Source organism: Mycobacterium riyadhense (assembly GCF_963853645.1).
In the GTDB taxonomy this organism is placed as follows: Bacteria; Actinomycetota; Actinomycetes; order Mycobacteriales; family Mycobacteriaceae; genus Mycobacterium; species Mycobacterium riyadhense.
The window spans coordinates 3801547-3814068 of sequence record NZ_OY970456.1 but is presented as its reverse complement, the minus strand read 5'-3'; the positions used below and the strand labels follow the sequence as shown (position 1 = coordinate 3814068).

Annotated in this window: 13 protein-coding genes and 1 tRNA gene; 8 read left to right on the top strand and 6 right to left on the bottom strand. The window is 64.8% G+C overall.

The features are described 5' to 3' along the window. Positions 1–20: 20 nt before the first annotated feature. The 6 genes from kasB to aceE form a co-directional block, all read right to left on the bottom strand. Positions 21–1274 (bottom strand): 3-oxoacyl-ACP synthase KasB, encoded by a 1254-nt coding sequence (gene kasB / locus AADZ78_RS16905; protein WP_085250018.1) that lies wholly within the window; start codon positions 1272–1274, stop codon positions 21–23. An 81-nt stretch (positions 1275–1355) separates the two neighbouring features. Next, on the bottom strand, positions 1356–2606 hold the full coding sequence (gene kasA / locus AADZ78_RS16900; protein ID WP_085250019.1) for a 3-oxoacyl-ACP synthase KasA: 1251 nt from the start codon (positions 2604–2606) through the stop codon (positions 1356–1358). Next, positions 2603–2950: a meromycolate extension acyl carrier protein AcpM gene (acpM, locus tag AADZ78_RS16895; RefSeq protein ID WP_023365075.1), complete on the bottom strand. Its 348-nt coding sequence runs from the start codon at positions 2948–2950 to the stop codon at positions 2603–2605. The genes kasA and acpM overlap by 4 nt, the downstream gene beginning before the upstream one ends. 81 nt (positions 2951–3031) lie before the next feature. Then, positions 3032–3949, bottom strand: coding sequence for an ACP S-malonyltransferase (locus AADZ78_RS16890; protein WP_085250020.1), 918 nt, complete (start codon positions 3947–3949; stop codon positions 3032–3034). A 137-nt stretch (positions 3950–4086) separates the two neighbouring features. Beyond that, positions 4087–5415, bottom strand: a complete 1329-nt coding sequence (locus tag AADZ78_RS16885) for a PucR family transcriptional regulator (protein ID WP_085250021.1) — start codon at positions 5413–5415, stop codon at positions 4087–4089. Between the two features lie 53 nt (positions 5416–5468). Next, on the bottom strand, positions 5469–8258 hold the full coding sequence (gene aceE, locus AADZ78_RS16880) for a pyruvate dehydrogenase (acetyl-transferring), homodimeric type (protein ID WP_085250022.1): 2790 nt from the start codon (positions 8256–8258) through the stop codon (positions 5469–5471). Between the two features lie 141 nt (positions 8259–8399). Here aceE and AADZ78_RS16875 point away from each other — a divergent pair, with 141 nt between their 5' ends. The 8 genes from AADZ78_RS16875 (at position 8400) to AADZ78_RS16840 (ending at position 12520) form a co-directional block, all read left to right on the top strand. Beyond that, a complete protein-coding gene (locus AADZ78_RS16875) occupies positions 8400–8966 on the top strand; it encodes a hypothetical protein (protein ID WP_085250023.1) in 567 nt (188 codons plus the stop codon). Between the two features lie 80 nt (positions 8967–9046). Next, positions 9047–9469, top strand: coding sequence for a DUF3052 domain-containing protein (locus tag AADZ78_RS16870; RefSeq protein ID WP_085250024.1), 423 nt, complete (start codon positions 9047–9049; stop codon positions 9467–9469). After that, positions 9469–9930 (top strand): peroxiredoxin, encoded by a 462-nt coding sequence (locus AADZ78_RS16865; protein WP_085250025.1) that lies wholly within the window; start codon positions 9469–9471, stop codon positions 9928–9930. Before AADZ78_RS16870 ends, AADZ78_RS16865 begins: the two co-directional genes overlap by 1 nt. Positions 9931–9988: 58 nt before the next feature. Beyond that, positions 9989–10063: transfer RNA gene (locus tag AADZ78_RS16860), tRNA-Val, on the top strand. 121 nt (positions 10064–10184) lie between these two features. Continuing rightward, positions 10185–10754 carry a type IV toxin-antitoxin system AbiEi family antitoxin domain-containing protein gene (locus tag AADZ78_RS16855; protein WP_085250026.1) on the top strand — a complete coding sequence of 190 codons (570 nt, stop codon included), beginning with the start codon at positions 10185–10187 and terminating at the stop codon, positions 10752–10754. Beyond that, positions 10744–11421 (top strand): nucleotidyl transferase AbiEii/AbiGii toxin family protein, encoded by a 678-nt coding sequence (locus AADZ78_RS16850; protein WP_085250027.1) that lies wholly within the window; start codon positions 10744–10746, stop codon positions 11419–11421. The genes AADZ78_RS16855 and AADZ78_RS16850 overlap by 11 nt, the downstream gene beginning before the upstream one ends. Positions 11422–11739: 318 nt before the next feature. Further along, positions 11740–12246: a hypothetical protein gene (locus tag AADZ78_RS16845; RefSeq protein WP_139828635.1), complete on the top strand. Its 507-nt coding sequence runs from the start codon at positions 11740–11742 to the stop codon at positions 12244–12246. A gap of 79 nt (positions 12247–12325) precedes the next feature. Further along, positions 12326–12520: a hypothetical protein gene (locus AADZ78_RS16840; RefSeq protein WP_139828636.1), complete on the top strand. Its 195-nt coding sequence runs from the start codon at positions 12326–12328 to the stop codon at positions 12518–12520. The last annotated feature ends 2 nt before the right edge of the window (positions 12521–12522 follow it).

Here is a 12522-nt window from a genome sequence, read left to right as displayed (position 1 = left end):
CGGTGATGCTCGGGGTCAGATCAGTACCGCCCGAAGGCGATCGCTACGTTGTGGCCGCCGAATCCGAACGAGTTGTTGATGGCGTACTTGTAGTCGCCCGGTCGCGGCTTACCCGCCACCACGTCCAAGTCGATCTCTGGATCGAGGTTTTCCAGGTTAAGTGTCGGCGGAACGACCTGATCCCGCAAGGCGAGCACCGTCAGGATCGACTCCACGGCACCGACCGCACCAACCGAGTGGCCGAGAGCAGACTTCGGTGCGTACACCGCCGGCCGGTTGCTGCCCAGCGCGTTGTTGATGGCCCTGCCCTCGGCAACATCGCCCACCGAGGTCCCGGTGGCGTGCGCATTCACGTGGTCGATATCGCCTGGCGTCAGGCCCGCGAGCTGAATCGACCGGGTCATCGCGTGCCCGGCCCGTTCGCCGTTGGGGTCCGGCGCCACCATGTGATACCCGTCCGAGGTGATGCTGGCCCCCATCAGCCGGGCCAAGATGTTGGCACCGCGAGCCTTTGCATGCTCCTCGGTCTCGATCACCATCAGCGCCCCGGCCTCGCCGAACACGAAACCGGTGCGGTCCCGGTCGAACGGGCGACACGCACCGGCGGGGTCATCGTTCTTGGTGGACATCACGATGCGCATCTGCGCGAACGCCGCGATCGGGACGGCTTCGATCTTGGTCTCGACGCCGCCGCAGATCGCGACGTCGGCCTCGCCGAAAACGATATTCCGCCAGGCCTGAGCGATGCCCTCGGAACCGGACGCACAGGCCGACACCGGCGTGATGACCCCCGCCCTGGCATGCCGTTCCAGACCCACCGCCGCCGCGGCGCCGTTGGGCATGTACTTCTGCACGCCAAGCGGCGAGACCGCCTTCATCCCACGGGCCCGCATGTCGTCGTAGCTGAACACCATTTCTTCCGACGAACCCAACCCGGTGCCGATGGACACCATCAAGCGGTTGGGGTCGACCTCCGGCGAGCCGGCGTTTTCCCACACCCGACGGCTCAGAATGGTGGACATCCGCTGCAAGTAACCCATCCGGCGCAGCTCGACGCGGGTCAGCTGGCTGTCGAACTCCTCCAGCAGGTGACCGCCGATGCGAACCGGCAGGTCGAACTCCTCGACAAATGGATCGTCGAGCGTACGGATCCCACTTTGGCTGTCGAGCAACAACTTCCACGTGGTCTCGGCGTCAGTTGCCAGTGCGGTCGTCATGGCGATGCCGGTGACAACTACATTCGGGAGCGTTTTCCCGGTAACCAGCTCCGTCATTTGTCTTGCGAACGTCCCTTCCGTATCTGTCCGGCTCCTCCTCGGGCCGGTTGCGGCCCGCATCGTCGCCAGACGCCGTGCTCAGTAACGCCCGAAGGCGAGCGCTACGTTGTGGCCGCCGAACCCGAATGAGTTGTTGATCGCGTAACGGAACTCGCCGTAGCGAGGTTCGCCCGCGACAACATCAAGGTTGATCTCGGGATCAGGGGTTTGATAATTCAGGGTCGGGGGGATGACGCCGTCCCGCAGCGTCAGCACCGTGAGTACCGCTTCGAGCGCTCCGACAGCGCCGATGGAATGGCCCAGCGCCGACTTCGGCGCATACACGGCAGCCTGCTCACAGCCAGCCACCCGGAGGGCATTGGCCTCCGCGGCATCGCCGATCGGCGTCGCCGTTCCGTGCGCATTGACGTGGTCGATGTCCTTGGCGGACAAGCCCGCCAACTCCATCGCCCGGGTCATCGCCCTTCCCGCACGGACGCCGTCCGCCGCGGGCGCCACCATATGGAATGCGTCCGAGGTGACACCGGCGCCCATCAACCGTGCCAGCGGCTTGGCGCCGCGGGCTTTGGCGTGCTCTTCGGTCTCGATGAGCATGAGCGCCCCGGCCTCGCCGAACACGAAACCGTCGCGGTCCTTGTCGAACGGGCGCGATGCCCCTTCGGGGTCGTCGTTCCGGGTCGACATGGCCCGCATCATGGAGAACGCCGCGATGGGCAGCGCCTCGATCGGGCCCTCGACACCGCCGCAGACGGCGACGTCGGCGTCACCCATGACGATCTGCCGCCACGCGTGCGCGATCGCCTCCGAGCCCGACGAACAGGCCGACACCGGGGTGATCACCCCGGCACGAGCCCCGAGCTGGAGGCCCACCACGGCTGCCGCGCCATTAGGCATGATCATCTGAACTGCGAGCGGGGACACCTTGCGGGGGCCGCCCTCGTTCATGAGGTCGTAGCTCTCGACGATCCTCTCGGCGCCGCCAAGGCCGGTACCGACCACGACGGTGAACCGGTCCGGATCGACCTCGGGGGTGCCGGCGTTCTCCCACAGCTGACCGCTCAACAACTTGGCCATCCGCTGGACATAGGACATGCGGCGCATGTCCAGCCGGCCCATGTGGTTATCGACTGGCTCCTTCAGGTGGCCACCGATCTTGACGGGCAAGTCCCACTTGGTGACGAACTCGTCTTCGAGCACGTGGATGCCGCTCTCGCCGGCCAACAGACCCTTCCACGTGCTCTCGATATCCGGCGAGATCGACGTCGTCGCTGTGACGGCGGTTACCACAACGCTGGGGTAACCGCCATTAGCAGTGGAAGGCTTGGTCACTTGCTCTCTGCTTCCAGCCTCGCCTTGACGTTGGCAACAGCCTCGGGGTTCTCCGACTCCAGCTTGGCGCGCAGCGCCTCGGCGGCCTCGGGGTTCTCTTCCTCGAGCTTTTGGATGTAGGCGACGACGTCACCGACGGTACGCAGACCGGCAAGGTCCTCGTCGGGGATCTTGACGCCGTACTTGTCCTCGGTCTGCACAGCGATCTCAACCATGGACAGCGAGTCGATGTCCAGGTCGTCGACGAACGACTTCTCCGGGGTGACCTCGGACGGCTCGATACCGGTGACCTCTTCAATGATTTCGGCAATACCGGCGATGATTTCTTCCTGAGATACGGCCACAGCTAGCTTCCCTTCATAATGTGTTGTGTATCAATCGAACTGACGTACTTAGTGGTTCTGGCCTTTTGGCCGAGCCGGCGGTTACAGGCTTGCCAACTCGTCCAGATCTGCGGGTGACTTGACGGCGCGCGTCGGAACCCCCCGAAGTTCGCGTTTGGCGATACCGGTGAGGGTGCCCGCGGGGGGGAACTCCACGATCGCCGTGACATTGTTCTCGCTGTGCTCACGGATGTATGCGGTGCACAGATCCCAGCGCACCGGCTGGGTGAGCTGGGAGACCAGGGCCTCCATCGCCGCCGCGGCAGACTCGACCGGCTTCCCGTCGCGGTTGGACAGCAGCGTGGCGGTGGGCTCGGCGGTCACGATGCGGGCCGCCGCCGCGGCATAGCCTTCAAGCGCTGGTGCCATGAACTGGGTGTGGAACGCTCCGGCGACGCCCAGCGCGCGCACTCGGGCCTTGGCCGGCGGATCTTCGCCGAGCTTCTCCAACGCGGTCAGCCGGCCGGCGGCGACGATCTGGCCGGCGGCATTGCGGTTAGCGGGAACCAGGTCGAGCTGCTCGAGTCGAGTCAGCACGTCGGCCTCGTCACCGCCGAGTACCGCGGACATGCCGGTCGGCTCGGCAGCGCACGCCTTGGCCATTTCGGCGCCGCGGGTGGCGGCCAGCGCGACCGCATCGTCGGCGCCCATCACGCCGGCAATCGCGTAGGCCGCGATTTCGCCCACGGAGTGGCCAGCGATGATGAGGTCTTGGCCAGCGAGCAGACCACGCCGGGCCAGCTCCTGGTGAGCCAGCAGGGTCGCGGCAACGATCAGTGGTTGGGCGACGGCGGTGTCGGTGATCTCCTCGGTCGACGCGGTGGTGCCCAGACGGGCGAAATCGAGGCCAGTGGCCTTCGACCACGACGCGATCCGGTCTGCGGCGCCTGGCAATTCCAGCCACGGCGCCAGCATTCCCTCGCTCTGGGAACCCTGTCCGGGTGCAAGCAACGCAATCACGTGTCTAAGAGAACACTGTGAAGACGGTTTTGCGGGGTGTAACAGATTATGAACCTCGTCTTAGGTTTTTGTATACACCCTACAAAACAGGCGCGTAAGCTACACGTTTGAGATCAGCCCGCGACCTGTCATCTAAATCACTCTCCCACCGACGGAGCTACCGTACCCCCTCTGAGCGGCAGTGGAAGGGGTGAGACCGCATTGTTACCAACGCTGGAATGATGCGTCGGATAGTTCAGTTGGCCGACCGTCGCCGCCACTCGCAGGACATACGCATCGCGCGGTTGGGTGGGATCGCGCCCGGTGAAGTCGGTGATCCGCTTGAGTCGGTATCGGACGGTGTTTGGATGAACGAACAACTTCCTGGCACAAGCCTCAATCGCGCCGCCACAGTCTAAGTAAACGTCCAGCGTCTCGATGAGCGTCGGTCCGGCATCGGCCAGGGGCCGCATCACATCGGTATGCAGCGCCACGATCGCCGATGCATCTCCCATCAGCGCACGTTCTGGCAGGAGTTCTCGTGCCTGAACTGGGCGTGGTGCGCCGCGCCAGCCGGCGACCGCGTTCATCCCGGAAATTGCCTCGCTAGCGCTGTGGTACGCCGCCGTCAGCATGGGTGCCGTTGGCCCGATTACCACCGGTCCGTCGGAAAAGGCGGCCAACAGGTCCTTCAGGAACTTCTCGGTGGGCGACAACTGGCCCGACACGATCGCCACCAGCCAGGTGCCGTGCACGTCGGTGAGGGCCGCTCGGCCGTGGCGGACGGCGATATCGCGGACGTCCTGACTGGCCCGGGCGCTGCTGTGCGGGCTGTTGGGGCCGTCGCGTCCGGGTGCCGGGGTGCCCACCACCACCGTCGCCGGCGCGGTTGTGTCCCAGTTCAATGCGGCCGCGCGGGACAACAGCTCAGGACCGGTGTCGCCGCGTACCACCGCGTCGACGACGCTGGCCTCCATCCGGCTGTCCCAGGTGCCTCGTGCTTCGGCCGCATCGGCATAGGCTGACGCCGCGGTGAACGCCAGGTCTCGGCTGTACTTCAAAATCCCCACCGTCAGCGCGGTCAACTGCTCTTCGGAGCGGGCCAGCAGCGGCACCACTTCTTCGAAGAACTCCATGGTGACGCGCACCATGTCCACGGTATGGCGCAGCGCGATGCGTCGGGTCAGGTCCTGTGGCACCAGCTCGAACGCCTGCGCGGTGTAGCTGACGTTGCTGTGCGGGTCGTGCATCCACTCGACGAAGTTCACCACCGCCGTCTGCACCACCAGCGCCACGCTGGCCCGCTGGGAGGCTTCCAGGTCAGCGAAGAACGGCAATCGATCTTGCATGGCCGAGACCGCCTCGGTGGCCAGCCTGCCCGAGTATTGCTTCAACCGCCGCAGCAGTGATTCGGGCACGGTCTCCAGGAGTTCCAGGGGCGACCGGGGCCTAGCGGCAAAAGGGCCCGCAAACTGGTTGTCGTTCACTCCTAAAAGCTACGCCCAAATTCTGGAAGATTCCCCCAAAAGGACGGGCGTGGTTAGGCCACACCTGGATCAGAGGTCTGCTCGGGTGCGGCCCGCACGTCGTCGATCCGATACTGGCGGGCGGCCGCGACCGCCACCGACGGGTCGATGGCGCCGTCACGGGCCAGCGCCTCCAGCACCGCGACCGCCACCGATTCGGCGTCGGTGTTGAAGTAGCGACGAGCCGCGGGACGGGTGTCGGAAAACCCGAAACCGTCGGTGCCCAGCGTGACATAGGTGCCGGGGACCCAGGGGCGGATCTGTTCGGGTACCGCCCGCATCCAGTCCGATACGGCGACCACCGGGCCGCTGGTCTGCTCCAGCGCCTTCGTCACGTACGGGACGCCCGCCGGCTGGTCGGGGTGGCGCAGGCGCTGTGTTTCGATGGCCACCCCGTCGCGGTTGAGTTCACCCCAACTGGTCACCGACCACACGTCGGCGGCGACATCCCATTCGGCGGCCAGCATCTCGGATGCCTTCAGCGCCGCGGGCATCGACACCCCGGAGGCCAGGATCTGAGCCGAGCTGGCGCGTTGTTCTCGCACCGCATGATACCGGTAGATACCCCGCAGCAGTCCCTCGGGATCGAAGTTCTCCGGCTCCGGTGGCTGTACGTATGGCTCGTTGTAGATGGTGATGTAGAAGAACACGTTCTCCGGGTTCTTCCCGAACATGCGCTCGAGACCACTTTCGATGATGTAAGCGATTTCGAAGGCGAACGCGGGGTCGTAAGAGACGACCGCCGGATTGGTGTTGGCTAGTAGCAGCGAGTGGCCGTCGGCGTGTTGTAGGCCCTCACCGGTCAGCGTGGTGCGCCCGGCGGTGGCCCCCAGCACGAACCCGCGGGCCATCTGGTCGGCCGCGGCCCAAAAGCCGTCGCCGGTGCGCTGGAACCCGAACATCGAATAGAAGATGTAGATCGGGATCATCGGCTCGTCGTGCGTGGCATACGAGGTGCCGGCCGCGATGAATGAGCCCACCGACCCCGCCTCGTTGATGCCCTCATGCAGAATCTGGCCGACTTCGCTTTCCTTATAGGCCAGCATCAGTTCGGCGTCGACGGCGGTGTAGAGCTGGCCATTGCGGTTGTAGATTTTCAAGGACGGAAACCAGGAGTCCATCCCGAAGGTACGGGCCTCATCGGGAATGATGGGAACAATCCGTCGCCCAATTTCTTTGTCCCGCAACACTTCTTTGAAGGTTCGTACCGTCGCCATGGTGGTGGCGACCTCCTGGTGTCCCGAGCCCTTCTTCAGCGCTTTGTAGATGTCGCGGCCGGGCAAGCTCAGCGCCTTGGCCCTGGTCCGTCGTTCGGGGACGAAGCCCCCCAGGGTGCGGCGCCGGTCGAGCAGGTAACGGATCTCCGGGGCGTCCGGGCCTGGGTGGTAGTACGGCGGCAGGTAGGGGTCTTCTTCGAGTTGAGCGTCGCTGATGGGAATGCGCATGGCGTCCCGGAAGTACTTAAGGTCTTCCAGCGCAAGCTTTTTCATCTGATGGGTGGCGTTACGTCCCTGGAAGTGCGCCCCCAGCGAGTAGCCCTTGATGGTTTTGGCCAGGATGACCGTCGGCTGTCCCTTGTGGTCGACGGCGGCGCGGTAGGCGGCATAGACCTTGCGATAGTCGTGGCCACCGCGCTTGAGATTCCAGATCTCGGAGTCGGTCATGTGGGCTACGAGCGCCTTGGTGCGCGGGTCGCGGCCAAAGAAGTGGTCGCGCACATAGGCGCCGTCGTTGGCCTTGTAGGTCTGGTAATCACCATCGGGCGTCGTGTTCATCAAGTTCACCAGCGCGCCGTCACGGTCGGCGTGCAGCAGGGCGTCCCATTCGCGGCCCCACACCACCTTGATCACGTTCCAGCCGGCCCCGCGGAAGAATGACTCCAGCTCCTGGATGATCTTGCCGTTGCCGCGGACCGGGCCGTCGAGGCGCTGCAGGTTGCAGTTGATCACGAACGTCAGGTTGTCCAGGCCTTCCAGGGCGCCCACATGGGCCAGGCCGCGGCTTTCCGGCTCGTCCATCTCGCCATCGCCCAAGAAGCACCACACGTGCTGGTCGGAGGTGTCCTTGATACCGCGGTCGTGCAGATAATGGTTGAACCGTGCCTGGTAGATGGCGTTTAACGGGCCCAAGCCCATTGACACCGTGGGGAATTCCCAGAAGTCGGGCAACAGTCGCGGGTGCGGGTAGGACGGCAAGCCGCCACCGGCATGACTGTGCTCCTGGCGGAAGCCGTCAAGCTGTTCGGCGGTCAGCCTGCCCTCGAGGAAGGCGCGTGCATATATCCCGGGGGACGCGTGGCCCTGGATGAACACCTGATCGCCGCCGCCTGGATGCGACTTGCCGCGGAAGAAGTGGTTGAAGCCGACCTCGTACAGAGCGGCCGACGACGCGTAGGTCGAGATATGTCCACCGACACCCACGCCCGGCCGTTGCGCGCGGTGCACCATGATGGCCGCGTTCCATCGGATCCACGTCCGATACCGGCGTTCGACGTCCTCGTCGCCGGGAAACCACGGCTCCAGCTCGGTCGGGATGGTGTTGACGTAATCGGTGGACGTCAGCGCGGGAATGGCCACCCGTTGCTCGCCGGCGCGTTCCAGCAGTCGCAACATCAGGTAGCGCGCCCGCGCCGGCCCCGAGCGCTCAAGCAGCTCGTCGAACGACTCCAGCCATTCCGACGTCTCCTCGGGATCGATATCGGGCAGATAGGACGCCACACCTTCGCGGATCACCCGAACGCGGTCGGGTTCGCTTGCGCTGCTTGGGGTTTTGGCTAGATCGTGTCGAGCGAACTCGGTGGTCAACGCACTACTCCTGTAGTTGGTGAGGGTTGTCCGTCCCCCTATCGTGCCGCACCGGCGTGCCAGGCGGATAGCCGCCGGGTGCCGAATCGAATCCGGTACAGGTGGGACAGTTGAGACCGCGACCCGGTAACGTCATGAGCCGTGCTCATCGGATGGCGTGCCGTCCCCAGGCGGGGCGCTCTGGCGCTGGGGTGTGTTGCGGTGGCGCTGATGGGAATCGTGGGGTGTACCAGCGTCACCGAAGGGACGGCGACACCGGACACCAACGTCGCCGGGGCCTACAGGTCTTCGGTGTCGGCATCGGTATCGGCGTCGTCGGTGACGTCCAGTGTCCGGGAATCCCAGCGGCAACAATCGCTGACCACCAAGGCAATTCATACCTCCTGCGACGCGCTGGCGACCACCAGCAAAGACGCCATCGACAAAGTGAACGCCTTCGTCGCGGCGTTCAATGCGGGCCGCAATACTGGTCCGACCGAGGGCCCGGCCATATCGGCGCTCAACGACAGCGCCTCGGCGGTTTCCAGCAGTTTCAGCGACGCGCTGTCGTCGCAGATGCGCGATGCGTTCAACGCGTATATGGACGCGGCGCGCGCGGTGGCCAACGCCATCGGCACGCACGCGGCCACCGGGGAGTTCAACCGTCGGGTCGATCAGCTCAACGATACGAAGACGAAGGCACTGAAACTATGCATGGCGTCCTACTAGGTATTGGTATATGCACAGTTGTGGTTGTGCGACGATAGGGCGCATCGCCCTTTGTGCGTGCGCTTAGAGGAGGTTCCACGGTGGTCGCGGCGGATCACGCCCCGAGCTACGCCCGCAAGCTGGGCATCCAACGAGACCAACTTGTCCAGGAGTGGGGCTGGGACGAAGACACCGACGACGACATCCGCGCTGCGATCGAGGAAGCGTGCGGCAGTGAGCTGCTCGACGAGGACACCGACGAGGTTATCGACGTCGTTCTGCTGTGGTGGCGCGACGGCGACGGGGACTTGGTGGACACCCTGATGGACGCGATCAGCCCGCTGGCCGAAGACGGCGTGATCTGGGTGTTGACGCCTAAGACGGGCCGGCCCGGTCACGTGCTTCCCGCCGAGATCGCCGAGGCGGCACCCACCGCGGGTCTGATGCCGACCTCGTCGGTCAATCTGGGTGACTGGAGCGCCAGTCGATTGGTCCAGCCCAAGTCGCGGGCCGGAAAGCGCTGATGCTGGACGTCGGAGCCGGCGCCCCCGACTTCACGCTGCGCGACCAGAACTATCAGCCGGTGACGCTCAGTGGCTACCGGGGCGACAAGAACGTGCTGTTGGTGTTCTTCCCCCTGGCATTCACCGGGATCTGCCAGGGTGAGCTGGACCAGCTGCGGGACCACCTGCCTGAGTTTGAGAACGACGACAGTGCAGTGCTGGCCATCTCGGTGGGCCCGCCCCCGACGCACAAGATCTGGGCGACCCAGAGTGGGTTCCTGTTTCCGGTCCTGTCGGACTTTTGGCCGCATGGAGAGGTCAGCCAGTCCTACGGCGTGTTCAACGACAAGGCTGGCTACTCCAACCGCGGTACGTTTGTGGTCGATCGGTCTGGGATCATTCGGTTCGCCGAGATGAAGCAGCCCGGCGAAGCCCGCGACCAGCGCGTGTGGAGCGACGCGTTAGCGGCCTTAAGGGTGTGAGCGTTTTGGGCGCTGGGCGTTTGGGCGTGTAGCCTGCGGCGGGGCCGTGTGGTTTCAAGGGCGCGTAGCTCAGTGGTAGAGCTCTGGTTTTACACACCAGCGGTCGGCGGTTCGATACCGTCCGCGCCCACCAGCGTTTGTGCAGGTCAGCGCCATACCGCGATCCGACCGGCGCGGGAATCAGTTAGCAAGACGGAACAAGAAACGTAGTGATCGCAGCGCCAAAAGTATCACGGTTTCGTTATACTTTTGCCATGACCACGAAGCGGCTGGCGCGGGACGAGCTGTGGGATATTGCGATCACGCAGCTCGGGTTCGTGACTGCTCAGCAGGCCGACGCTGCGAGTGTGGGCAAAGTTGCGCTGCAAATGCTTGTGCAGCGGGGCACACTGACCCGCGTCGCGCATGGGGTCTACCGGTTTCCGCAGTTCCCCGTCGGTCAGTACGACCCCTACATGCTTGCCGTGCTGTGGACTCGCGCACCTGAGGCGTGCCTCAGCCACGAGACCGCACTGGACGCCTACGAAATCAGCGACGTCAATCCCAATCGCATCCACATCACCGTCGCCAAGCGCCGACGCCTGCGCCGCACGGGCGGTGATGACTACGTCATCCACCGGGAGGACCTCGCGCCAAGGCAGATTGGCTGGTGGCAGGAGATCCCCACCGTCACACCGGCAACCGCCATTGCCCAGTGCATCGCATACGGCACCCCCACCTACCTGCTGCGGCAGGCCATCGACCGGGGTCACGTCCAGGGCTATCTGAAGGCTGCCGAACGTGACGGACTGGCCGAGGCATTGGAGGCGCGCTATGAGCCATGAGCGCTTCGATTCCCGGCTTGCCGCTCTGTTGCGCACGCTGACGCCGAAAACCAAGCAGCCGGCGTCGGCGGCCGTTCTCAACCAATGGATTGCTCAAGCCGAGGGCAAGCTTGGCCAGGAGGCCAAGGGCGGCAGACTCGGCTGGCTCGTCGCGTCGTCGGTCGCTGTCGCTTGCGTCCAACGCGCAATCGATGCCGACGGAAGGCAGCTGTTCCTCCTTAAGGGCGGCACTCTGTTGCAGCACCGATTGCCCGCTACTACCCGCCCTACCAAGGACGTCGACGGGCTCGTCCGCGGTGATCTGGACGCGTTTCTTCTAGCTTTGGAGGACGCGCTGGCCGAGCCGTGGGGACCTCTCACGCTGCGCCGGGGCGAGGTCGAGGTCGTCAATGCTCCTACGAAGATCATCAAGCCGCGTCGGTTCGACATCGTCATCGCGCTCCGAGGAGTCACTTGGAGGCGGATCCAGTTCGAGGTCTCACCCGACGAGTCAGGCATCGGCCAAGACTTCGAAGTTATCGACCCGCCACCGGTGAGTGGGTTCGGACTGCCAGACCCCGACACCTCGTTGGGATCGCCATGCGCTTTCAGATTGCACAGAAGATGCACGCGGTCTCTGACCCCCACGAACCGCCAGATTCCATCAACGATCGTGCCCGCGACGTAGTCGACCTGCTCCTCCTGCGCGACCTCGCAGCCGAGACCGGAAGCCCGAGTCTGGCCGAAATCCAGGCAGCCGGGTCGGCTCTGTTTCAGGCCCGAGCCGACGAAGCTAAGCAACTCGGTTTGCCGGCAAGGAAAAGGAAGTGGCCGCCAACTGTAGTTGGACACGCCCACTGGGGTAACGACTACAAGCGGGCCGCGGCGTCGGCGAGCATCGAACTCTCGCTCGATGCCGCCGTCGCAGCGATCAATGCCTGGATCGGCCAGGTCGACCAGGCTTGATGCGCAAATGCGACTAGCTCGTGACGATCAAATCCTCGTTGTGCCAAGAGTGTGCCAAGACGGGCCGAAACAGCCCGCCAATCATCCGAGCCTGTTAGGGACGCGGGGCGCGAGCGCGGCCGCCTCAGGTGGTGAATCGGGTGGCGACGGAATCCTTGACGACTGGCTTTTTGAGGCTGTGGCTATCGACGACGGGCTCGCCGCTTGCGTCGGCGATCATCCGCCGGACCTGCGCGCGCGTTCGCCGTCGGGGAAGATATGGATCGATTCCCCTTGCGACAGCAGCGTTTCCAGACGCTCGTATGACGCCAGCGGCGCCTCGAGTCTCGGATGCCGCCTCGACCGCTGGTTACGCACCGCCCTGCCAGGCGGCACGAAAGCCCTAGGGTTGATCGGGTTCACCTACGACGGGAATCTGTCGATCATGGTTGTCGCAGACAGATCGCTGATGCCGGTCGCGGACAGGCTGTGCACCGCCATGCAGGACTGGTTCGACGACCTGGCCAAGGCAGTCGCAGCCCAGGGCTGCGCCCTGCTGGCGGTATAGGCACCGGCGCTCGCGGCGCGTGCGTGGTGCCCGATTGCGGTTTTGGACGTGTTTGAGCCGGTATGGCAAGGTCGTGGGCGTGAGCGAGCTATCTGGTTCCCGGAGCGAAGGCACGGCAAAGCAGACGTCGGGACCGCCGGTGCGGTCTCTGGCGTCGGACCAGCAGCCGGCGACCAAGGCGGACTTGTATGCCGCGGTGGACGCGATGCGCGCCGACATGCGCCAACTGCTAGAGCAGATCAGCGCGCTGATCAAGGACGCGAACCAGCGATAGTG

Coding starts and splice junctions, on each gene's coding strand:
- AADZ78_RS16855 (WP_085250026.1), top strand. CDS start 10,185: ATGACCACGAAGCGGCTGGCGCGGGACGAGCTGTGGGATATTGCGATC.
- AADZ78_RS16850 (WP_085250027.1), top strand. CDS start 10,744: ATGAGCCATGAGCGCTTCGATTCCCGGCTTGCCGCTCTGTTGCGCACG.
- AADZ78_RS16865 (WP_085250025.1), top strand. CDS start 9,469: ATGCTGGACGTCGGAGCCGGCGCCCCCGACTTCACGCTGCGCGACCAG.
- kasB (WP_085250018.1), bottom strand. CDS start 1,274: ATGACGGAGCTGGTTACCGGGAAAACGCTCCCGAATGTAGTTGTCACC.